The following is a 23,034-nucleotide window of genomic DNA, read 5'->3' as shown; positions in this document are numbered from 1 at the left end:
GACTCCCGATGACCCCGCCGCTCGGCGATATCGCCCACCTCGGCCACGCCCAGCTCTACACGCCGGACCTGGCCGCCAGCGTCGCTTTCTTTACCGACTACCTCGGCCTCACCGCCAACAGTGAAGGCCCGGACACCGTCTACCTGCGTACGTTCGACGACTACGAGCACCACAGCCTCGTCCTCACCGCCCGCGACCGCCCCGGCCTCGGACGGCTCGCACTGCGGACGTCCAGTGCGGCGGCCCTGCGCCGCAGGGTCGCCGCGATCGAGGCGGCGGGCGGTGCCGGGACGTGGGTGGAGGACGAGCCCGGCCTCGGGCCCCTCTACGTCACGACCGACCCCGACGGCCATGAACACGCCCTGTACTGGGAGTCGGAGCACTACCGCGCCCCCGAGCACCTGCGCCCGGCGCTGAAGAACCAGCCCCAGGCCAAGCCGAACCGTGGCGTCGGTGTCCGGCGCCTCGACCACGTCAACTTCCTTGCGGCGGACGTGCTTTCGAACGCGGAGTTCCAGGAGAACGTCCTCGGCGCCCGGCCGACCGAGCAGATCCGGCTCGACTCCGGGAAGATCGGGGCGCGTTGGCTGACGTACACGGACAAGTCGTACGACGTCGTCTACACCTCGGACTGGACGGGGGCGACGGGCCGGCTGCACCACATCGCGTTCGCCACCGACACCCGCGAGGACATCCTCCGGGCGGCCGATCTCGCCATCGACAGCGGGGTGTTCATCGAGACGGGACCCCATAAGCACGCCATCCAGCAGACGTTCTTCCTGTACGTGTACGAACCCGGCGGCAACCGCGTCGAGTTGTGCAACCCGCTCACCCGGCTCGTGCTGGCGCCGGACTGGCCGCTCGTGACGTGGACGGAGGAGGAGCGGGCCAAGGGGCAGGCGTGGGGGCTGAAGACGATCGAGTCGTTCCACACGCACGGGACACCGCCGGTCGGCTGACGGTCGCTGCCTGTAGCTGTGTCGGTATGTGAGGCGTCTGTATTGTCGATGAGATTGTTGACAAAAATGTTGACGCCACTCCCCGGGCTCCCTACCGTCATGCGCACCGTCCCCGCCCGAGAGGAAAACGACGATGTCCCCCTCGCTCACCCCACCGGGCCGCCGCCTGGCCCTCCTGGTCGTCGGCCTGTGCTGGCTCGCCGTCCTCTTCGACGGGCTCGACATGTTCATCTACGGCTCGGTGCTGCCCCACCTCCTCGCCGCCAAGACCTTCGGGCTCACCGCCGACCAGGCCGGTGACCTGGGCAGTTACGCCACGCTCGGCATGCTGGCCGGTGCGCTCGCCGCCGGGACCGTCGCCGACCGGATCGGCCGCAAGAAGCTGATGGTGGCCTGCGTGACGCTGTTCTCGCTGGCCTCCGCGATCTGCGCGGTGGCGGGCAGCCTCGGCGTGTTCGGCCTCGGCCGCGTCCTCGCCGGGATCGGCCTCGGCGGGCTGCTGCCGACCGCCATCAGCATGGTCTCCGACTACGCGGGCCGCGCCCGCGCCGCCCTGACGATCGGCGTCCTCATGACGGCGCACCACACGGGCGGCATCCTCTCCGCGTACGTCGCCAAGTGGCTGGTGGAACCGGCGGGTTGGCGTGCCGCGTTCTGGATCTGCGTGCTGCCGCTGCTCTTTGCGCCCGTGCTCGCCAAGTTCCTGCCGGAATCGCTGAGTTTCCTCGTCGCAAAGGGCCGCACCGACGAGGCGCGGGCCCTCGCCGACCGCCACCAGGTCGAACTGCCGCAGGCCGAGGGGAAGAAGACGGCCGCCGACCGATGGGACGCGCTCCTGCACCTCTTCCAGGGCGGCGCCTGGCTCCAGACCCTCCTGTACTGGCTGGCCTCCTTCGGCGGCCTCCTCCTCGTCTACGGCGTCGCCACCTGGCTCCCCACCCTGATGCGCGCCGAGGGGTACGCCCTCTCCAACGCCCTGACGTTCGTGGTGGTGTTCAACCTCGGCGGCATCGTCGGCATGCTCCTCGCCGGCCGCGCCGCCGACCTCCCCCACGCTCGGCTTCGCTCGCGCGGGGGGACCCCCACCGGCGCACCCCGCATCTCGGCCCTCTGGTTCGCGCTCACCGCCGTCGGCGTCTACCTGTTCAGCGTCCACATGCCGCTGGCGCTCACCATGGCCGTCGTCTTCCTGACCGGTGTCTTCCTCAACAGCGCCCAGGTGATGGTCTACGCGACCGTCTCCCTGCGCTCGGCCCCCGGCCACCGCGCCACCGCCGTCGGCTGGACCTCGGGCATCGGACGCTTCGGCGCGGTCTTCGGGCCGTGGCTCGGCGGCCAGTTGCTGTCCTCGGGACACGGCGAGTGGGGCTTCACCGCGTTCGCGATCGCCGGGGTGTGGTCGATGGTGTTCATCGGGGTGGCGGCGGTGCGCAGTGCGGGGAGCGGTGACCGGGTCGGTCAACTCGCCCGAGCGCACTGAGACGTGAGCTGTCGAAACAGTGGGGTCACTCCCGGCGCGCGACCACCCGGTACGCGTTGCACAGCCGCAACCGCCGCGCCAACGGCCGTACGGCGATGCGGTCCAGGACGGTCGCCGCGAGCAGGGCCGGAATTCCCGCCACGAACACGGCAGTTCGCGTCACCCGGCGCAGTACGCCCGGCGGTTGCTCCAACCAGGGCGTGTTCTCGGGCGGCGAGATGTGGCCCAGCAGCAGCCACACGGCGGCCACCAGGTCGATCGCCTCGTGCGGCTCGGTGTGCTCCTCGGCGACGACGGTGAAACCCAACTCCCGAAGCCGGTCACGCAGGTTGGCCACCGGGATGAAGTGCAGATGCTGCGGCTGGAGCCAGGGCAGCCACCACCGGCCCAGCAGACGCGACAGCCGGCTCTCCGCGTCGGGCACCTCGATCAGGAGGTGCCCGCCGGGCCGCACGACCTCCCGGGCGGCCCGCAGCTCGCGGTCCGGATCGGCGCTGTGCTCCAGGTAGTGGAACATGCTCACCACGTCGTACTGACCGGCGAGTTCACCGGCGAGCGCGGGGAAACTCCCCCGGTAGCCGCGCTCGACGCGCTTCTCCCGCTCGGCGATCTCCACCCCGTCCGTGAAGTCGAGCCCGTCGAAGGAGGTGTCCGGCAGGAGCCCGTCACGGACCGCCGCACAGAAGTGCCCGTGCCCGGTCCCGACGTCCAGCCACCGCTTCGGCGTCGGATCGTGCGCGGTCATGGAACGCGCCCGCCCCAGATGCGACGAGTCCCGCCCGTCGAAGAGGTCCCCGAGCTGCTTCTCGCCGAGCCCGTCGTAGAAGTCCCGGTAGTAGAACTCCAGCCCCTCGGCGGTCAGTCGGGGATTCTGGAAGACGTGCCCGCACGTCTCGCACCGGTCGAGCGTGAACCGTCCCGGCTTGTGCTGCAACAGGTCGGTGGTCCGCAGCCGTGTACTGAGCAACTCCCCGCCGCACCAAGGGCAGTCGGCCCGGCGCGGCGCGAAGTACCGCTCCGTGCCCTCCGCCAAGTCCTGTTGGTAGCGCGGCCGAAGCTCGGCGATCCACCGCTCCCGCTCGTCCTTCGCGTCACTCACGCACGACTCCTCTCGGCAAGCTCTTCGAGATGGACGGCGGCGGCGTCCGCACCCCCGGCCGCCCGGAACGCCGCCCCCACCCGCGCGGCCTGAAAGCGGTACGACGGCTCGTCGAGCACGGCGTCCAGCGCCGCCCCCAGCTTCTGCGCGCCGACCCGCCCGAACCGCACCCGCACCCCGGCCCCGGCGGCCACGACCTGCCCGGCGACCAGCGGCTGGTCGTCCCGGATGGGCGCGACGACCAGCGGCACGCCGTACCACAGGGACTCGCACACGGTGTTGTGGCCCGCGTGGCACACGACGGCGTCAACTCCCCTGGCCAGCAAGGCGATCTGCGGTACGGACGGCACGACGAGGACGTTCTCGCCCGCCTCGCGGCCCAGCGCCCCGCCGGGGTCGACCACCACCGCCTGGAGGCGCTTCGCCCGTCCGCGCAGCACGTCCCGGCACACGGCGAGGAACCGCTCCCCGGCATCGGTGTTGGCGGTGCCGAGGCTCACCAGGACGGTCGCGCGGTCCGGGTCGAGCCACTCCCACGGGAAGCCCTGGCCGTCGGGGCGGTCGGTCACCGACGGGCCGACCCAGCGAACCGCCCCGACCTCACCGGCGAGTTCGGGCGTGCTGAACCCGATGACCAGATGCGGGGAGAACCGGGGATCGGTGGCCTTGGACGGGTCCCCGACGGCCTTGCGGAGTTCGCCCAGCCGGGCGTCGATCCACTCCCGCACCTTCGGCAGCGCCGCCAGCGGGTCCATGAACTCGGCGGTGGTCGTCGCGGACGTCGCCCACACGACCCCGGCCCGCTCCGCCACCAGGGCGCCCGCGAACGCCTGTTGGTCCGCGACGACCACATCGGGCCGGAACACATCGACGGCCCGCCGCACTCCGGGCGCCATCGCCTCCGCGAGCGGCAACAGGAAGCGCTCCCACAGGAACCGGAGCGCCTCCGGGCCACGGATCTCCGGCGGGCGATGGGAGAGGGCGGTGGAGGCACGCATGATGCGGGACACCTCGTCCCCGCACGAGAACACCACCGCGTCCACCCCCGCGAGCCTGCGCACCAACTCCGGGTCGGGACACACCCACGCCACCCGGTGCCCCCGGGCCGCGAGGCGCGCGGCGACACCGACCGTCGGGTTGACGTGGCCCGTGAGGGGCGGCACGACGAACAGGAAACCGCTCACCGGGCCGTCACCGCCGCACAGGTCTCGGCGATGAGGGCCTGGACGTGGTCGCCGACCGTGGCCGGGGCCTCGACGAGGATCGAGTGCTCGTGGCCCGGGAGGATCACCGTCCGGCAGTCCGGCAGCAACTCGGCGAGCCGGGGGGCGAGTTCGGCGACGTCCGACTCGCCGCCGTACAGCGCGAGGACCGGGCAGGACACCGACGCGATCTGATGATCCGTCAGAATCCGGCTGGCGGGGATGTCCTGGCCGAGGGAGGTCTCACGGGCCAGGCGGGCGGCGCCTCTCGCGAGGCGGGCCATGTTGTGGCCCCGGTGGGAGGCGATCCAGGTGATCGTGTCGGACTCGTTGTGCGCCAGCTCGTGCACGACCCGCCCCAGGATGCCCCGCAGCTTCGACGCCCAGGCGGGCGTGGCCGGTTCGGACTCGATCAGGCTCAGGCTCGCCACCCGCCCGGGATGCCGCACGGCGTACCCGAACGCGATCGTCCCGCCGTAGGAGTTGCCCACCAGATGGACGGGGCCGGTCACCTTCAGCCGCTCCAACAGGGCTTCCAGATCACCGATGTTGTGGTCGAGGGAGTAGCCGACCGCAGGCCGGTCGCTGCGGCCGTGCCCCCGCAGGTCGTACATGATCACATCGAGCCCCGCCGCCGCGAACGAGGGCGCCACCGTGAAGTAGTAACTGGCGAGACTGTCGGTGAGCAGCCCGTGGACCAGTACGACGGTGGCCCGCGAACTGCGGCTGCCCCGGGGGCCGATGCGCTGGACGTGCAACCGGAGCGCGCCGGTGTCGACCATCGACATGGGTCAGCCCGCCTCCGCCGCCTTCAGCCCCAGCACGACGTACTCGACGAGCCGTCCGACGGTGAGCTCGATGATCTCCTCGAACTCCATCCCGGCCAGGAACTCGGCGAAGTTGACCCGCTCGCCGTACCGCTCCTGGAGGAGTCCGGCCAGCGTCACGAGGTCGATGCTCTCCAGCTCCAGGTCCCGGTTGAAGGACGTCTCCATGCCTATCTCGGCGTCGTCGACGCCGTACTCGTCCTCCATGAGGCGGGCGAGCATGCCGGACACGTCGGCGAGAACGGTTTCCTCGTTCATCGGGCCTCGTACTCCTCTTCGTTCGCGTGTCCCGTCGTCCAGGCCACGACGTACTCCCGCGCCGGCAGGCCCGGCGGGTTGGCGGCCGGTGCGCAGTGCACCGGGTAGGCGCGCTCCAGGCGCCCGGAGACGGTCAGCAGGTCGCCGTCAGGGGAGGCGTCCAGGATCGTGAACTCCCTTGGTCTGCCGCCGAATCCGGTGCCCTCGGCCTTGGCGACCGCCTCCTTCGCCGCCCAGAACCGGGTGAACCACAGCGCCCGCGAGCCCTCCAGCCCGTCCAGCAGCCGCAGTTCGGCCGGCGCCAGGGCGGCGGCCTCCGTCTCCGGGGTGCGGCCGGTGACCTCCTCGATGTCGATGCCCGGCCCCGGCCCCGGCCGGTGCGCCCGGACGATCGCGACCCCGGCCTCCGCGCAGTGCGCCAACGACACGTCCAGCGCGGGCAGTTCACGCCCGTGCACGCCCACGACGTACGGCCGTCCCAGGCCGTCGTTCTCCACGCGCAGCTCCGCCGGGAACACCGGGCCCTCGCCGTGCTCCCACAGCCACCCGCGCACCGCGTCCTTCACGGCGATCCGGCCCAGCAGCCACTGCCGCCGGCCGCGCGGCGCGTGCTCGGCATAGCGCGAACGTTCCACGCCGCCCAGGGAGTTGCGCATGATCAGTTCCCGCGAGGCGAGGTCGGGCCAGCGCTCGTGCAGCAACGTCCAGCCGCCGGGGCGGAGTTCGGAGAGCGTGTGGCGTTCGGGGAAGCGCTCCACGGGGCGGGTGCGCGGGTCGTTGTCGAAGCGGCGGTCCTGCCAGCCGGAGATCTCCGCCCAGGGGACGCCGTCGACGGTGAGGTCCACGTCCGCCTCCAGGAGGGTGTCGGTGAGGGCGGTGATCCTCACCAGGCAGGCGACTTGGGTGCCGGGGGCGGGGTGCGGGCCGTGGAAGCGGATCTCCTTGATGCCGACCGGGAAGACGACCGTGCGGTCCGTGCGGGTCGCCATGATCCAGTAGCCGAGGAGCTGGCCGACGTTGTCCAGGAGGGCGCCGGGGGCCGGTGGGGTGGTGATGACGCCCCGGACGTGGCGGTCGCCGATCGCGGTGAGTTCCATGACGCCCTGGAACGCCGGGCCGTGGAACATCCAGCGTTCTTCGTAGAGTTGGGCCGCCGTGTGGTCGGGGACGCGCTCCGGGGCGGGGGGTGTGGTGCGTGGGGTGGGGTGCGGGTGGGTGGGGGCGAGTTCGATCGTCGCGTGGGCGCGGGGGCCGAAGGAGACCGCCAGGCGGTTCGTGGTCTGCGGGGTGACGGTCACCGGGACGTCCACGGCGGGGGTGGCGGTGAGCCACTCCTCGAAGCGGGCGTCGTGGACGGCCACCGGGAGGAGGCCGGGGCGGGAACGGGCGGCCGTGTCCATCATGTGCTGGACGATCGTGGTGGCGGGGACTACCGGCCAACGGTCTGCGATGTCGGGCCAGTTGGGGCGTTGGGGGAAGAAGCAGTGGTCCAGGAGGTAGGGCATGGTGTCGGGGGAGACGCGGACTGTGTGAGTGGCTGGGGTGGGAGCAGGGGTGGGGCTGGGCTGCGGGGTGGCGCGGCTGGGGGTGGGGTGTGCGGCCGTGCGCGCTGTCATCAGGGCGGTCGCCGTGTCGGCCGTCTCCCGCAGGAGCGCGCTGAGTTCGGCGGCGATCGGCTGTGTGGCGAGGGCGGCCAGGGGGTCGGAGTCGGGTGTGACCTGGGGGGTGGTGAGGGGGGTGGAGGTGAGCGCCGGGCGCAGGGCAGGGCGTGACTCCGGGGGCAGGGACACCAGCGCGCTGCCCAAGTCCAGCCGTACCGACGGGTGTCGGGACTGTCGGGTCGGCAGGGCCGGGGACACCGCCGCTCCCGCCGTCCACAACGCCGCTGCCACGCGCCGGAGTTGGGGGATTCCGTCGCGGTGGGGCGAGTTGGCGGCGACCGTGAGGTGGTCCCGGGAGCCGAGGGTGTCGTCCACCAGGGAGCCGAGGCGGCCGGGGCCGACCTGGACGAAGACGCGGTGGCCGGCGTCGTACAGCGCCTGGGTCAACTGGCGGAAGCGGACCGGCTCCAGGAGGTGGCGGACGAACAACGCGCGGATCGCGGCGGGGTCTTCGGGGAAGGGTGAGGCGGTGGTGCCCGACCAGAGGGGGACCGTCGGGCGGTGCAGGCGGAAGCGGTTCGCGGCCTGCTCGATGGGGGCGAGGTGGGGGCGGAGCATGGGCGTGTGGAAGCCCGAACGGAACGGCAGGACCTGGCTGATGACACCCTGGGCACGGAAGGCGCGGACGAACTCCTCGACCGCCGCGTCGGGGCCGCACACCATCGACTGGCCGGGCGCGTTGTCGTGCGAGAGGACGATGTCGCCGCCGCCCAATTCGGCTATGGCGTCGAGGACTTGCTCCGCCGGTGCGCCGATCGCCCCGAACGCCAGCCCCGGCACGGTCAGTGAGGCGGGGTCGAACTCGGCCATGAACGCGTCGACTTCGTCCCCGCCGTACAGGCCCGAGGCGACCATCGCCGTCCACTCGCCGACACTGTGCCCGGCGACCGCGTCGGGGGCGATGCCGCTGCGGCGCAGGGCCGTGTCCAGGAGCCGGCCCACGGCCACCACGTCCAGGCCGTGCCGGCCGACGTCGTCGACCTGTTCGCCGGGGGCGGGGAGCGGAGGGAGGCCGAAGTGGGCGGCGACGTCGTCGACGCGGGGGGCGAAGTCGACCTCCAGGCCGGGGAAGAGGAACGCCACCTTGCCCTGGCCCTTGTCGAGCAGAGGAGTGGGGCGGAGCCACACATCGCTGCGGCCGTTCCAGGGGCGGGACTTGGCGGCGGCTCGGCGGGCGAGGGCGAGGCGTTTCGCCGTGGGGTCCACGATCGCCAGGCGGGCCGAGCCCGCGCTGGGGTGGGGCAGGGTGGGGTCGAGACCGGCGGCGCGGACCGTGGCGTCGTCCGTGTCGAGGAGTGCGGCGAGGGCGGCGGGGGAGTCGGCGGCGAGGAGGAGGATGTGCTCGCTCTCGACGACCTTGACCGACGTGGCGGCAATGCCCTTCACGTTCGGGGCCTCGGCGGCGCCCTTTGTGTTGGGGACGAGCGGGGCGTCGGCGACGGCCTCCATGTCCGGGGCGTCGGCGGCGCCTTTCATGTCCGGGACGAGCGGGGACCCGGCAACACCTCGTGTGCGCAGGTGAGTTGGTGCCTCCAGCACCACATGCGCGTTGATCCCCCCGAACCCGAACGCGTTCACCGCCGCCCGCCGCACCTCCCCCTCCCACGGCTCGGCCTTCTCCAGCGGCCTGAACCGGGTCCGCGCGAGCGCGGGATGCGGATCGTCGCAGTGCAGCGTCGGCAGCAGCACCCCGTGATGGACGGCCAGCGCCGCCTTGACCAGCCCCGCGACCCCGGCGGCCGGCATCGTGTGCCCGATCATCGACTTCACCGACCCGATGACCGCGCCCCCGTCCGCGAGGGGCCCGCCGAACACCTCGGCCAGCGTGGCGAGTTCGGCCCCGTCACCGGCGGGTGTCGCCGTGCCGTGCGCTTCGAGGAGGCCCAGCGATCCGGGCGCCGACGGATCGAGCCCGGCGGCCCGCCATGCCTGACGCACGGCCCGCGCCTGCCCGCCCGGGTCGGGGTTGACCAGGCCCGACGCCCGCCCGTCGCTGGAGACGCCGGTGCCCCGGAGCACGGCGTACACGCGGTCGCCGTCGCGCTCGGCGTCGGCCAGCCGCTTGAGGACGACGACCCCCGTGCCCTCGCCGATGAGGATGCCGTCGGCGTCGCGGTGGAAGGGGCGGATGCGCTCGGTGGGGGAGAGGGCGCGGAGTTGGGAGAACACACTCCACAACGTGATGTCGTGGCAGTGGTGGACACCCCCGGCCAGCATCAAGTCACAGCGCCCGGACGCCAGTTCGCCCATCGCCTGGTCGACGGCGACCAGCGAGGACGCGCACGCCGCGTCCACCGTGTACGCCGGTCCGCGCAGGTCGAGGCGGCTCGCGACCCGGGACGCGGCGAGGTTGGGCACCAGGCCGATCGCCGCCTCCGGACTGTCGGGCCCGAGCCGCTCCGTGAACGCCTCGCGGACCTGGTCCAGTTGGGCGGCGGACAGCTCGGGCAGCAACTCGCCCAGCGTGCGCACGAGTTGGCCCGCCGTCCGGACCCGCTGATCGAGCCGGACCAGTCCGGGCGTGAGGTATCCGCCCCGGCCCAGCACGACCCCGACCCGCTGCCGGTCGGGCAGCCGCCCGGCCCCGCCCGCGTCGTCCAGCGCGGCGGCGGCCACCCGCAACGCGATCAACTGGTCCGGTTCCGTGCCGCTCACCGACGCCGGCATGACCCCGAACCGGGTCACCTCCACCTCGGCGAACTCGTCCACGAACCCGCCGCGCCGGCAGTACACCCGGTCCGCGGCGGCCGGTTCGGCGGCGGTGCCTGGACGGTAGTAGGCGGCGTCCCAACGGCCGTCGGGCACCTCCCCGACGGCGTCGACGCCGTCGCGCAGATTCCTCCAGTAGGTGTCGAGATCGGGGGCGCCGGGGAACAGGACGGACATCCCGACGACGGCGACCGGGACCTGGCGGCCGACGGCACCGGCGAGTTGACGGCTCGTCAGGCCGCCGATGTCCTCGGGGCCTCTGAGATCCACCCCGTCACCAGCCCGACGCCGTGTGCACGACCGCCGTCACCGACGGATCGCCCCACGCCAACTCCCGCAGCAGCGCGGCCGTTCCCTCCTCGGGGTCGATCAGCCCGACCCCGCGCCGCGCGTACTCCCGCGCCAACTCCGGCCCCACCATGCCCCCGTGGGAGGCGTCCGGCGCCCACGGCCCCCAGTGCACGGTCAGCGCCCGCAGCCCCGTACGCTGCGCCCACGCCGAACCCAGCGCCTCCAGCGCGTCGTTGGCGGCCGCGTAGTCGGCCTGCCCCCGGTTGCCCAGCACCGCCGAGATGCTCCCGAACAGCACCGTGAACGACGGCCCGCCCGGCAATTCCTCCAGCGCCGTCAGCAGCGCGTGCGCGCCGGAAGCCTTCGTCGCGTACACCCGCCGGAACGACTCGGCGCTCTTCTCGGCGATCAGCCGGTCCTCGATCACCCCGGCCGCGTACACCACACCGTCCAGCCGCCCGTGCTCGGCGTGGATCTCCTTCACCGCCTGCAACACGGCCTCGGACTCCCGGAAATCGACACTCCGGTACCGAACAGCGCTGCCCAGCCCGGTCAGTTCGGCCAGCGTCGCCCTGATCTCCCGCTGCGCCAGCAGGAGTTCCGCCTCCCGGTTGATCTCCGCGAGAGACCCCCCGCCCCGCGCGGCCAGCACGGCACGCAGCTCGGCCGGGGTACGCGCGGCGGCCGTCGCCTCCTCCTCGGGCCCGTCCGGCACGGGCGTACGGCCCAGCAGTTCGAGCCGGCACCGCGAGGCCCGCGCCAGCGCCACGGCACACTGCGCGGCGATCCCGCGCGCCCCGCCCGCCAGCAGCACGACGGCGTCCTGGCCGAGCCCCAGCGCGGCGGCCTCCGCGACCCCGTCCCCGGCGGGGCCGGCCCCGGTGCTCGCGAGCGCCCCGAGCGGCGCCTCGGCCAGCTCGAACCCGTGCCGCCCAACTGACCTGCACAGCACGGCGGGTGACGAGTCGTCGGCCAGGATCTCGCCGATCACCGTGTCCGCCACGTCCTCGTCGACGTCCACCACCCGCGCCACCGTCTCCGGGAACTCCCGCGCCACACTCCGGAACAGCCCGCGCAGCCCCACCGCGTCCCCGTCGACCGGCCGCACCGCCACCAGCCACCGGGGCTCCCGCGCCAACGCCGCCTTCAGCACCGCGAAGGCGTCCGGCAGCACCGGCACCCCGTCGACCGCCCCCAGATAGACCACCCCGTCCACCGGCCCGTCCGCCTCGGCCAGAAGGTGTTCCATGTCCCGAACGACGACCTCGGCGCCGTGCGCGGTGAGCCGCTCGGCGATGTCGGAACCTCCGTCGCCGAGCAACACCCAGCGTGTGCCCGCGAGATGGGACGGCGGATGGTTGCCGGTGTCGAGCAGGACGGGGCGCAGGACGAACCGCTTGGGTGCCTGGCCGGTGACCGGCTCCTCCGCCTGCGCCGGTTCCTCGGCGGCCGGCGGTCCCGACAGGCGCGAGGTCAGCCAGTCGGTCACGGCGGCGGCCGTACGCGCCTTCGTCAGCTCCTCCAGCTCGTCGTCCGCGAGGGCCGCGAGGTCGGTCGAGCCGCCGAGGCGGCGGGCCAACTCGCCCGCGATCTCGGCGCGTTTGATGGAGTCGATACTGAGGTCGGCCTCCAGGTCGAGGTCGGGCTCGATCATGTCGACGGGGTAGCCGGTGCGTTCGCTGATGATGTCCAGGACGACCTGGCGGACGTCGACCGCCTCCGGCGCCGGGGCGTCGACGGGTGGGGCGGGCTGCGCGGGCGCCACCTCGACCGGCGCCTGAGGCACCGGGGTCACCTCCAGGACCGGCATCGGCGGCGCCGCCGGTCTCTCCCCGGCACTCGCCCCGAAGTACGTGAGCAGCACGTCCCGTTGGGCCGCGATCATCTCCCGGCTGGTCCGCAGGAACTCCGCGATGAGGGCGTCCTGACCCTGATGGGGGTTGGTCGTCACGTTCGCCTCCAAGGAATCCACGGGCAGGGGGGAAGTCGGGGAGCCCAGCGGCTGTGACACACGCCGGGCCGGTGTCAGGCCGCCGGCCACCGGTTCGCCGTCGGCGGTCCGCACGAGCTGCCCGTCCACCGTCCAACCGGCCCGCTTCGGCACGGGAGTTCGCACCGCGTCCACCGCCCCGCGCCCCCGCAGAAGCCACCCGGCGCGCACCGGCACCCCGGCCAGGGCGAGTCGGGCGAGCGCGTCGAGCCAGCCCCGCAGTCCGCTGCCGGGGCGCGGCTCGCAGGCGACCGTCCGGTGCGGCCGGTCCCCGAGCACCTTCCCGACCAGCCGCGTCAGCACCGACCCCGGCCCCGCCTCGACGAAGACCCGGGCGCCGGCCTCGTACATGGCCTCGATCTGCTCGGCGAACCGGACGGGGGAGCCGATCTGCGCGGCGAGTTCGGCGCGGACGGCGTCGGGAGTGCCGTCGTAGGGGGCCGCCGTGCGGTTGGCCCAGACCGGGAACTCTGGTTCGTGGAGGGGGTGTTGGGCCAGGGCGGTGGCGAATCTGGGGCCCGCGTCGGCGACCACGGGGCTGTGGAAGGCGCAGGCGACCGGGATACGGCGCGCGGTGAGCCCGGCGGCGCGCAGCACGCGTACGGCTTCGGCCACGGCGTCCGTGGGGCCGGAGATCACCGTCTGGTCCGGGGAGTTGAGGTTGGCGAGCACCACCTCGCCGTTCTCGCCGAGGAGTTGGGCGACCGACGCCGCGTCGGCCGGCACCGCCGCCATCGTGCCCGGGTCGTCCCCGGCGGCGGCCAGGATCGCCGAGGCCCGCTCGGCGCTCAACTCCAGCAGCGTTTCGGGGGAGATGACCCCGGCGGCGGAGAGGGCGACCAGTTCGCCGTAGCTGTGCCCGGCCGCCATGTCGGGGTGGACCCCGGCGGCCGTGAGGAACGCGTACGCGGCCAACCCGGCGATTCCCAGGGCGGGTTGGGCGACGCGGGTGTCGGTGAGCGCGGCGGTCTGCCGGTCGCGGCCGGCGTCGTCGAAGGCGGTCGGCGGGTACATCGCCGGGGCGTGGGCGCGGCCCAGGTCCAGGTAGTGGCGGAGTTCGGGGAAGGCGATGAAGAGGTCCGCGAGCATGCCGGGGCGCTGGCTGCCCTGGCCGGGGAAGAGGAAGGCGACCTTGCCGTCAGGCGGGGTGCCATCGCCGCTCGGCGCGTGCACCGCGCTATCCACCCGCGACGCGTTCACTTCCGCCGGACGCGCCTCCTCCTCCAGCGCCTCCCGCAGCCCCCGCGCCAACTCCCCCGCATCCGACGCCACCACCGCGAACCGCACCGGCTCCTCGCTGGCGTCCGCCCGCCGCGCCGCGCTGAGCGCCAGGTCCCGCAGCCGCCACGGCCCCTCGGCCGCCCGGAGCAGTTCCTCCACGCCCCGCCGCGCGGACGCCACATCGCGACCCCGGAAGAGGAACAGCTCGGCGGGCCACTCCTCGACGCCTCGCACCCCTTTGTCGTGAGCGGCGAGCACCACATGGAAGTTGGTCCCGCCGAATCCGAACGCGCTGACCCCGCCGAGGCGTTGACCCGCCGGACCGTCCCAGGGCCGGGCCTCGGTGGAGAGCGCGAAGGGGCTCTCGCCCTCCTTCCAGGCCGGGTTGGGCGTCCGCACGTGCAGCGTCGGCGGCCTGATCCCCGTGTACAGGGCCAGCGTCGTCTTGATGAGCCCCGCGAGCCCGGCCGCGCACTTGGTGTGCCCGATCTGCGACTTGACCGACCCGAGCACGCAACTCCCGGGCTCGGCGCCCGCGTTGGCGAACACTTCGGTGAGGATGGACAGTTCGGTGCGGTCCCCGACGACCGTGCCCGTACCGTGCGCCTCCACGATCCCGACCTCGGCCGGCGAGACCCCCGCGCTGCGGTACGCCCGTTCCAGCGCGGCCCGTTGGCCCTCCGGCCTGGGAGCGGTCAGGCCCAGCGAGCGGCCGTCGCTGGAGGAGCCGAGCCCCTTGACGACGCCGTAGATCCGGTCGCCGTCGCGCTCGGCGTCGGCGAGGCGCTTGAGGACGACGCAGGCGACGCCCTCGCCGAGCGCGATGCCGTCGGCCGTCGAGTCGAAGGCGCGGGAGCGGCCGGTGGGGGAGAGGGCGTGGACGGAGGAGAACAGGGCGTAGTCGTTGATGCCGTTGTGCAGGTCGGCGCCGCCGCACAGCACGACGTCGCTCGTCCCCGACAGGAGTTCCTTGCAGGCGACGTCGACCGCCGCGAGCGAGGACGCGCAGGCCGCGTCCACGGTGTAGTTGGCGCCGCCGAGGTCGAGGCGGTTGGCGATGCGGCCCGAGATGACGTTCGCGAGCATGCCGGGGAACGAGTCCTCGGTCAGACGCGGGAGTTGGCCCTCCAGCGCCTGCGGGACCTCGCCGTAGTACGAGGGCAGGACGGAGCGCAGGGTCGCCGCGTTCGACAGGTCGCTGCCCGCCTCCGCGCCGAACACCACCGAGGTGCGCGAGCGGTCGAACTCCCGCCCCCCGTCGCCGTATCCGGCGTCGTCGAGGGCACGCCGGGCGGCCTCCAGGGACAGCAGCTGGACCGGCTCGACACTGCCGAGGGAGTTCGGCGGGATGCCGTAGCGCAGCGGGTCGAAGGGGATCCGGGGCAGGAAGCCGCCCCACTTCGAGTCGGTGTGGGTGCCGTGGTGGACGGCGGGATCCCAGCGCTCCGGGGGGACTTCGGTGACCGCGTCGACGCCCGCGACGACGTTCGCCCAGAAGGAGGGCAGGTCCGGTGATCCGGCGAACATGCAGGCCATGCCGACGATCGCGACGTCCAGCGGGGCCGGTGCCTCCGGCTGAACCACCGTGTGCGGAGAGGTCCGTTCGGCGAGGAAGGCCATCGCGCCGGTCGTCACGGAGGCGTGCAGAGCGGCGATCGTCGTCGTGCGGGAGCGCAGCACGGCCACCTCCCCGGCCATGAACATCCCCTCGGCGAGCTGCCGTTGCTCGTCCACGGACGCCAGCGCCCCGTCCGCGTCGCGCTCCACGCCCTTGCTGGCGATGCGCAGCCGCCCCACGTTGAGCCGCTCCAGCTCCTCCCACACCTGCCGCTCGGGCAGGCCCCGCGCCCGCAGCCGGGCCGCCTCCTCGCGGTAGCCGTCCGCGAACGGGCTCGGCACGCACCGGGTGGCGTGCCCCGGCGCCGACTCCAGGAGGGTCGTCGACCCGGCGGCCAACACCCGCTCCTGGAACAGGGGTTGGATCGCGCCCTGGCCGACGGCCTCCTCCGTGAAGAGGTACGCCGTGCCCATCAGGACGCCGGCCGCCGCACCCCTGGCCGTCAACGGGCCCGCGAGCGCCGCGACCATCGCCGCCGACCGCTCGTCGTGGACGCCGCCGGCGAAGAACACCTCCACACCGGAGACGTCCCCGAAGTCCTCAAGGACCGCCAACTGGGCTTCCCACAAAGGGAACGCGGCACGCGGACCGACATGGCCGCCGCACTCCGCGCCCTCGAACACGAACCGCCGGGCGCCCGCGTCGAGGAACTGCCGCAGCAGCTCCGGCGACGGCACGTGCAGGAAGGTCCGGATGCCGGCCTCCTCCAACGCCCGCGCCTGGGACGGGCGTCCGCCCGCGATGATGGCGTGGGTCGGCCGGGACAGCCGTACCGCCTCCAGCTGGGCGGCGCGCAGCTCCTCCGGCGCGAAGCCCAACACGCCCACGCCCCAGGGCTGTTGGCCCACCGCCTCCCGGGCCTGCGCGAGCATCGCCCGTGATCGCTCGCCGTTCGCCAGAGCCAGCGCGAGGAACGGCAGCGCCCCCTCGCCGGCCACGGCCGCCGCGAACGCCGCCCGGTCGCTCACCCGCGTCATCGGCCCCTGCGCGACGGGGAGCCGCGTCCCGAGCGCCCGGCTCATCGCCGAGTCCGGGCCCAGCGTCCGTACGAGGTCGGCGTCGAGTGCCATCGCGTCGGTCAACTCCCGTACCGTGCGCCGTACATCGCCCCAGCGGTCGGCGAACCGGGCGGCGAGGAAGCCGTCCTGGCCCACCGGGAGTCGCAGGCCCCGGCGTTCCACGGAGCGGACGCCGTCGGTGACGGTCGACTCGGAGCCGTCCAGGGTGCGGACGAGGGAGGCCAGGCGGTCGGGGAGCGACGACTCGGCCAGCAGGGCGAGTTGGGAGTCGAGGACGACGCCGGCCGCACCGCCGGCGAGCGCCGCGGCGGCCGTACGCGGTCCGATCCCGCCACACGCCCAGACGGGGACGTCGACCTCGGACAGGAGCTGCTGGAGGAGCACGAACGTGCTCAACTCGCCCACGGGGCCGCCGGATTCGCAGCCGCGGGCGATGAGGCCGTGGGCTCCGCGTGCGATGGCCTCGCGTGCTGCCGCGAGGCCGGTGACCTCGGCGAGGACGCGATCACCGTCGCGTGCGGGCCAGTTGACGCCTTCCGCGAGGACGACCGTCAGCTTCCGGTCCGGGAGGTCCGCCGGGGTCAGCCGGCAGCGCGGGCCCACGCGTACCCCGACCGGCGCCCGCCGTACCCGCTCCAGGGCCTCCCGTGCCGCGCGGCCGCCGTCGCCGAGGTCGAGGATGCCGAGGGCGCCCGAGCGGGAGAGCGCGAGGGCGAGTAAGGCATCGGGGCGGCCGAAAGGCGTGATGCCGATGATCATGTCCTCGGGGCGCACAGCGGGCGTCATGTCTCTCCAGAATCAACGCTTCGAGGAGGAAACTGCACGGTGGGGGGTGCGGGGACAGCAGCGGAAAACGGCAGGGCCGGACAACGGCTTCCCAGGCCACACCTTTCGGGCAGGGCTCACCGGGGAAACACTGGTCTGTCTTTCGACGCGCGTGTGTGTGAAACGCCTGGAAAGGTAGTGCGGTTATTACTCACGGGTCAATAACTGCGCAGCCCCCTGATCGGCCGTCGAACCGATTCGGTCAGACGCAGGTCAGGGGGCAGCAGGGCGGAAAACGGGCCAATCGTGGTACGGGCGGGCGCCGTTCGTGCCCCGCGCGCACGCCGCCGAAACACGGGTGGCGGCGGGAAATGCGCGCGGATGGCCGCGCATGTCCGAAACGGCCCCCGGAATCAGGGCCGTTGATGACCGGCGGGGAAATTCCGTGTTGCGATCTTGGGGTGACCAGGAACGGGTCAGTGGGTCTTGCGGACTCCGTCGAGAGCGATCCCGAGGACGCGCTCGCGCTGCGCGTCGTCCGGGAAATGGGTCGCGGTGACGCCCGCGACCAGGCGCAGCAGGTCCGAGAACTCCATGTCGGCGCGCGCCTCGCCGGCCTCCTGGGCGCGGACGAACAGCGGGCCGCCCGACGCGTACAGGGACTCGCGGCAGGCGTCGAAGATCTCCGACTCGTCCTCCAGTGCCTCGCGGACCGCGCGCTTGGTGACCATGTACGCGGTGAACGCCTCCAGCCAGGTGGTGACCGCGGGCCACGGCGGAAGGTCCGCGACCTCCTCGGCCTTCTCGCACAGGACGTTGACCTCGTCCGCGTACACGCTCTCGAACAGGGCGCGGCGGGTGGGGAAGTTGCGGTACAGGGTGCCGATGCCGACGCCCGCCCGGCGCGCGATGTCCTCCAGGGACGCCTCGGCGCCGTTCTCCGCGAACGCCTCGCGCGCGGCGGCGAGCAGGGCGTCGTAGTTGCGGGCCGCGTCCTTTCGGTGCGGACGCTGGGCGGCGACGATCGCGGTGATCGGGTACGAGTGGGCGGTCATGGTGGCCTCCCGGGGCCGGTTCGGCGAAAGCGGAGGTTCATCTCCGGAACGCCTTGAAGCGGAGGGTTGCCTCCGGTAGAGTGGAGGCGTACCTCCACTTTAACAGTGGGCGGCCCACTCTCCCTCGCCCGAGAGGTCCTCCATGCCCCGCACGTCCTCCCGCCTCACCTTCGCGGTCCTCGCGACAGGCGCGGGTGTGTTCTCCATGCTCCAGTCGCTCATCGCGCCCGCCCTGCCGACCGTGCAGCACGCCCTGCACACCTCGCAGTCCACGGCGACCTGGGTGATGACCGCGTACCTGCTCTCCGCGTCCGTGTTCACCCCGATCCTCGGCCGCGTCGGCGACCTCGTCGGCCGCAAGCGCACCCTCGTCGCCGTCCTGGCCGCCGTCCTCGTGGGCTGTCTGCTCGCCGCGCTCGCCCCGAGCATCGGCGTCCTCATCGTCGCCCGCGTCATCCAGGGCGCCGGCGGCGCGCTCTTCCCGCTCTCCTTCGGCATCATCCGCGACGAGTTCGCGCCGGACGCCGTGCCCGGCCGCATCAGCGCCCTGTCCGCCGTCATCGCCGCGGGCGGCGGCGTCGGCATGGTCGCCGCCGGGCCCATCGTCTCCGCGCTCGACTTCCGCTGGCTGTTCTGGATACCGGTCGCGATCGTCGCGGGCGCCGCGCTGATCGCCGTGCGGTACGTCCCCGAATCACCCAACAGGGCCTCAGGCAAGGTCAGTTGGCTAGGCGCGGTGCTGCTGTCCGGGTGGCTCGTCGCCCTCCTCCTGCCGCTCAGCCAGGCCGGCGTATGGGGCTGGGGCTCCGCCCGCGTCCTCGGACTCCTCGGCCTCGCCGCCGTCCTCGCCGCCGCCTGGCTCTACGCCGAGGCGCACTCCACCAGCCCCCTCATCGACCTCAAGGTCATGCGGCTGCCCGCCGTGTGGACGACGAACCTCGCCGCGCTCCTGTTCGGCGCGGGCATGTACGCGATCTGGTCCTTCCTGCCCGGCTTCGTCCAGACCCCCTCCAGCGCCGGGTACGGCTTCGGCGCCAGCGTCACCGCCTCTGGCCTCCTCATGCTGCCGATGCTGCTCGCCATGTTCGTCTCCGGCCTCCTCAGCGGACGGCTCGCCCCACGCGTCGGCTCCAAGGCCCTCCTCGTCACCGGCTCCGGGCTCGGCGCGCTCGCCCTCGGCTTCCTCGCGCTGTGGCACGACGCGCAGTGGCAAGTCGCCCTCGTCGCGGGCGTGTTCGGGCTCGGCATCGGCCTCGCCTTCGCCTCCATGGCGAACATCGTCGTCGCGAGCGTCCCGCCCGCCCAGACCGGCGCGGCCACCGGCATGAACGCCAACATCCGTACGATCGGCGGGTCCATCGGCGCGGCCGTCACCAGCGTCCTGGTCACCGGGCACCTCCAGCCCTCCGGCCTCCCCTACGGCAGCGGCTACACCCACGGCTTCACGCTCCTCGCCGCGCTCTGCCTCGCCGCCGCCCTCGCGGCCCTCCTCGTCCCCGCGACCCGCCCCGGCCGCCCCTCCACCCACCCCGCCCCGGCGAAGACACCCGCTCCCGTGGGGTAAGGTTTACCTGCGTGTTCACGCGGTCACCGACCGCGCGGACCGCACCGGGACGTGGCGCAGCTTGGTAGCGCACTTGACTGGGGGTCAAGGGGTCGCAGGTTCAAATCCTGTCGTCCCGACTTTACGAAGTCGCAGGTCAGGGGCTGCTTCAGAGGACATCTGAAGCAGCCCCTCGATCATTCCCGGGGACCGCTCGGGGACCGGCGCAGCTGTGGGTCGTCGCGCTGTGCCGGCACCGCGTACGCCAGGCTCGTACCGACGCGTCCCGTTCAGCTCTCCCGCGTGCCGGGCGCCGGCTGCTCGCCCGAGCCCCGCACGATCAGCCGGGTGGGCACGGTGATGGTGCGGGCACGCGAGCGGTCGCTGTCGAGGCGGCTCAGGGCGGTCGTCGCCGCCGTTCTGCCGATTTCCTCGGGGTCCTGGGCGACGACGGTCAGGGCCGGCTCAAGCGCCTCGGCCAGGGACACGTCGTCGAAGGCGACGACGGCCACGTGCTTGCGCTTGCTGCGGGCCAGTTCGGCGACCACGCCCAGCGCGACGATGTTGTTGCCGGCGAACAGCGCTGTGGGGGGATCGGCCAGGTCGAGCAGCCGGGAGGCCGCGGCCTCGGCCCCGCGCTGGTCGTGGGCGTTGGTGACGAGCGAGCGGTCGTAGGGGATACCGGCTTCCTGGAGCGCCGAGCGGTAGCCGGCCAGACGTTCACGACGGGTGTACAGCCTCAGCGGCAGGTCGCCGACGAAGCCGATGCGCCGGTGACCGTGGGCGACGAGGTGGGCGACGCCGTCGTGGGCTCCCGCACGGTTGGAGCTGACGATGCTGTCCGCGGCGAGTCCGGCTCCGGGGCGGTCGAGGAAGATCACGGGCAGTCCCGCCGTGCGGTGGGACTTGAGGTGGGCGTGGTCGGCGCCCACGGAGGGCACGACGAACAGGATGCTGACGCGCCGGGCGAGGAACTTGTCCGTCAGGGCGCGTTCACGGTCGGGGTCGTCGGCGGAGGAACCCATGAGCAGCGTCAGTCCGCGTTCTCGCACGGTGTCCTCGATCGCTCGCGCCACGGCTCCGAAGAACGGGTTGGCGAGGTCGGGGATGACCAGCCCGATGGTGGTGTCGGGTCCGCCGACGCGGATGTTGCGTGCCATGAGGTTCGGCTGGAAGCCGAGCTTGGCCACTGCCGCGAGCACCTGCTCGCGGGTTCGAGCCGAGACGGGGCCGTCCTCGTTGAGGACGCGGGAGACCGTCTTCGCGCTGACGCCCACCTCTCGGGCGACATCGGCCAGGGTGGGGCGGCGGCTGGCTGCCATGGAGGAAACCGTCTCCTGTGGGCTCTCGGTTCCGGCCGCGGCCTCGGCCGGAAACGGTGAGAGCGGGATCGTGCTGTCAGGTGGCCTGTACTCCGGCGGCCTTCGCGGCCTCCGAGTCCGCTACGACAGTAGCTCCGGCCGCGTCGACGGTGAGCGCGCCGGTCATGATGGCGACCACCTCCGCCATGGAGTAGTCGGACGGCTTGATCACGGCGGCGCGCTTGCCGAGCCGGTGGACGTGGATCCGGTCGGCGATCTCGAAGACGTGCGGCATGTTGTGGCTGATCAGGACGACCGGCATGCCCTTGTCCCGGACGCGGCGGATGAGATCCAGGACCTGCCCCGACTCCTTGACGCCGAGCGCGGCGGTGGGCTCGTCCATGACGACGACGCTGCGCGCCCAGGCCACGGAACGGGCGACCGCGACCGCCTGGCGCTGGCCGCCGGAGAGTGTCTCGACCGACTGCGTCAGCGAGCGCAGCCCGATCTTCAGATCAGCCATGTGCTCGGCGGCCTCCTGGCGCATGCGCTTCTTGTCCAGCATGCGGAAGACGCTGCCGAGGACGCCGGGGCGGCGCAGTTCGCGCCCGAGGAACATGTTCGAGGCGATGTCCATGGAGGCGGCCACGGCGAGGTCCTGATAGACCGTTTCGATGCCGTGGGTGCGGGCGCTCTGCGGACCGGAGAAGGTGATGGGCCTCCCGTTGAGGCGTATCTCGCCCTCGTCGGGGGCCACCGCGCCGGTGAGCGCCTTGATCAGGCTGGTCTTCCCGGCGCCGTTGTCGCCGATGACCGCGAGGACCTCGCCGGGCATCAGGTCGAAGTCGGCGCCGTCGATGGCGGTGACATGGCCGTAGCGCTTGACCAGCCCGCGCGCCTGGAGCACGGGTGTGGGGGAGGAGGTGGTGCTCATCGGGCCTTCTTCCGGGAGATCTGGTCGACGGTCACCGCGAGGATCACGAGAACACCGGTGATCAGGGTCTGGTAGATGGAGGCGACGCCCATCAACTGGAGCCCGTTGCGGAAGACACCGACGATGAGGACGCCGATGAAGGTGCCCAGGACCGAGCCGCGTCCGCCGAAGAGGCTGGTGCCGCCGAGGACCACGGCCGTGATGCTGTCGAGGTTGTCGGTCTGCCCGGCCTGCGGGTCGCCGACTCCGGTGCGGGAGATCAGCAGCAGGGCCGCGATGCCGTAGAGGACGCCGGCGACGGTGTAGATGCCGATGGTGAGCCGGCCCGTGCGGATGCCGTTCAGCCGGGCCGCTTCCTGGCTGTTGCCCAGCGCGTAGACGTGCCGGCCCCAGCCGGTGTTGCTCAGCGCGTAGGCGAAGGCGAGGAACAGGCCGATGGTGACCAGCGAGCCGTACGTGATGTCGGTGTGGCCCAGCGGGAAGGTCTCGCCGAGCGCGGTCAGCGGGCCCGGCAGGTTGGTGACCGTCTGCTCCTCGGAGTAGATGTGGGTCAGCGCGAACGCCACGTTGAGCATGCCGAGGGTGACGATGAACGGCGGCAGCGGGATCTTCTGCACCAGCAGCCCGTTCAGCAGCCCGAAGCCGCCGCAGACGACCAGACCCAGGGCGATGGCGGCGAGCGGGGGCAAGGAGCCCTCGGCGGCCATCTTGGCGATCATGATGCTGCCGAAGGCCATGACGGCACCGCACGACAGGTCGATGCCCGCCGTCAGGATGATCAGGGTCTGGCCGATGGCGAGGGTGCCGACGACCATGACCTGCTGCACGATCAGCGAGAAGTTGCCGCCCGTGAGGAACTGCTCGGTCGAGAAGGAGAAGAAGGCGCAGGCCAGGAGGAGGGCTGCCAGTGGGCCGGTGGTGGGCGCCGTGAGCAGCCTGCGGGCCGTGCTCGGCGCTGTGAGTCCGGCGTACGGCGAGGACGCGCTCGGAGGCGTGGACGTGGCGGTCATGCGAAGTCCTTGTCGGAAGACAGAGTCCCTGGGAACGAGGGGCGGCCTTCCCCACGGTCGGGGAGGAGGGGCCGGCCGCCCCGTCTGAGGGG

General features: G+C 72.8%; 13 protein-coding genes and 1 tRNA gene. 4 read left to right on the top strand and 10 right to left on the bottom strand.

The genetic code is table 11. From position 1 onward, the window contains the following. Nucleotides 1-8: 8 nt before the first annotated feature. Both ACLZOT_RS43440 and ACLZOT_RS43435 read left to right on the top strand, forming a co-directional pair. A complete protein-coding gene (locus ACLZOT_RS43440) occupies nucleotides 9-959 on the top strand; it encodes a VOC family protein (RefSeq protein WP_416974758.1) in 951 nt (316 codons plus the stop codon). A 133-nt stretch (nucleotides 960-1,092) separates the two neighbouring features. Beyond that, nucleotides 1,093-2,439, top strand: coding sequence for an MFS transporter (locus ACLZOT_RS43435; RefSeq protein ID WP_416974757.1), 1,347 nt, complete (start codon nucleotides 1,093-1,095; stop codon nucleotides 2,437-2,439). A gap of 25 nt (nucleotides 2,440-2,464) precedes the next feature. Here the strand turns inward: ACLZOT_RS43435 and ACLZOT_RS43430 are convergent, their stop codons facing one another. The 7 genes from ACLZOT_RS43430 to ACLZOT_RS43400 form a co-directional block, all read right to left on the bottom strand. Further along, nucleotides 2,465-3,538: a class I SAM-dependent methyltransferase gene (locus tag ACLZOT_RS43430; protein WP_416974756.1), complete on the bottom strand. Its 1,074-nt coding sequence runs from the start codon at nucleotides 3,536-3,538 to the stop codon at nucleotides 2,465-2,467. Continuing rightward, complete coding sequence (locus ACLZOT_RS43425; RefSeq protein WP_416974755.1) at nucleotides 3,535-4,722, bottom strand: glycosyltransferase; 1,188 nt, start codon at nucleotides 4,720-4,722, stop codon at nucleotides 3,535-3,537. The genes ACLZOT_RS43430 and ACLZOT_RS43425 overlap by 4 nt, the downstream gene beginning before the upstream one ends. Then, the gene (locus ACLZOT_RS43420; RefSeq protein ID WP_416974754.1) at nucleotides 4,719-5,528 is read right to left on the bottom strand and encodes an alpha/beta fold hydrolase; all 810 of its coding nucleotides are present in this window, start codon (nucleotides 5,526-5,528) and stop codon (nucleotides 4,719-4,721) included. The genes ACLZOT_RS43425 and ACLZOT_RS43420 overlap by 4 nt, the downstream gene beginning before the upstream one ends. A 3-nt stretch (nucleotides 5,529-5,531) precedes the next feature. Then, nucleotides 5,532-5,825, bottom strand: coding sequence for an acyl carrier protein (locus tag ACLZOT_RS43415; protein WP_416974753.1), 294 nt, complete (start codon nucleotides 5,823-5,825; stop codon nucleotides 5,532-5,534). After that, on the bottom strand, nucleotides 5,822-10,432 hold the full coding sequence (locus ACLZOT_RS43410; protein WP_416974805.1) for a beta-ketoacyl synthase N-terminal-like domain-containing protein: 4,611 nt from the start codon (nucleotides 10,430-10,432) through the stop codon (nucleotides 5,822-5,824). The genes ACLZOT_RS43415 and ACLZOT_RS43410 overlap by 4 nt, the downstream gene beginning before the upstream one ends. Nucleotides 10,433-10,469: 37 nt before the next feature. Further along, the gene (locus ACLZOT_RS43405; RefSeq protein ID WP_416974752.1) at nucleotides 10,470-17,120 is read right to left on the bottom strand and encodes an SDR family oxidoreductase; all 6,651 of its coding nucleotides are present in this window, start codon (nucleotides 17,118-17,120) and stop codon (nucleotides 10,470-10,472) included. Between the two features lie 455 nt (nucleotides 17,121-17,575). Beyond that, on the bottom strand, nucleotides 17,576-18,154 hold the full coding sequence (locus ACLZOT_RS43400) for a TetR/AcrR family transcriptional regulator (protein ID WP_416974751.1): 579 nt from the start codon (nucleotides 18,152-18,154) through the stop codon (nucleotides 17,576-17,578). A 142-nt stretch (nucleotides 18,155-18,296) separates the two neighbouring features. Between ACLZOT_RS43400 and ACLZOT_RS43395 the strand changes: the two genes are divergently transcribed. Together ACLZOT_RS43395 and ACLZOT_RS43390 are read left to right on the top strand one after the other, a co-directional pair. Continuing rightward, the gene (locus tag ACLZOT_RS43395) at nucleotides 18,297-19,718 is read left to right on the top strand and encodes an MFS transporter (RefSeq protein ID WP_416974750.1); all 1,422 of its coding nucleotides are present in this window, start codon (nucleotides 18,297-18,299) and stop codon (nucleotides 19,716-19,718) included. Nucleotides 19,719-19,763: 45 nt separating this feature from the next. Continuing rightward, nucleotides 19,764-19,837: transfer RNA gene (locus ACLZOT_RS43390), tRNA-Pro, on the top strand. A 150-nt stretch (nucleotides 19,838-19,987) separates the two neighbouring features. Here the strand turns inward: ACLZOT_RS43390 and ACLZOT_RS43385 are convergent. From ACLZOT_RS43385 to ACLZOT_RS43375, 3 genes are all read right to left on the bottom strand, one after another. After that, complete coding sequence (locus tag ACLZOT_RS43385) at nucleotides 19,988-21,019, bottom strand: LacI family DNA-binding transcriptional regulator (protein ID WP_416974749.1); 1,032 nt, start codon at nucleotides 21,017-21,019, stop codon at nucleotides 19,988-19,990. A 76-nt stretch (nucleotides 21,020-21,095) separates the two neighbouring features. Further along, a complete protein-coding gene (locus ACLZOT_RS43380; protein ID WP_416974748.1) occupies nucleotides 21,096-21,932 on the bottom strand; it encodes an ATP-binding cassette domain-containing protein in 837 nt (278 codons plus the stop codon). Next, entirely contained in the window at nucleotides 21,929-22,942 is a 1,014-nt protein-coding gene (locus tag ACLZOT_RS43375) for an ABC transporter permease (protein ID WP_416974747.1), read from the bottom strand. The genes ACLZOT_RS43380 and ACLZOT_RS43375 overlap by 4 nt, the downstream gene beginning before the upstream one ends. Nucleotides 22,943-23,034 lie beyond the last annotated feature (92 nt).

The sequence above is a fragment of the Streptomyces sp. 4F14 genome (genome assembly GCF_048159485.1).
GTDB lineage: Bacteria > Actinomycetota > Actinomycetes > Streptomycetales > Streptomycetaceae > Streptomyces.
Note: the sequence above shows the minus strand (reverse complement) of the source record. Positions and strands in the feature narration are given on the sequence as shown.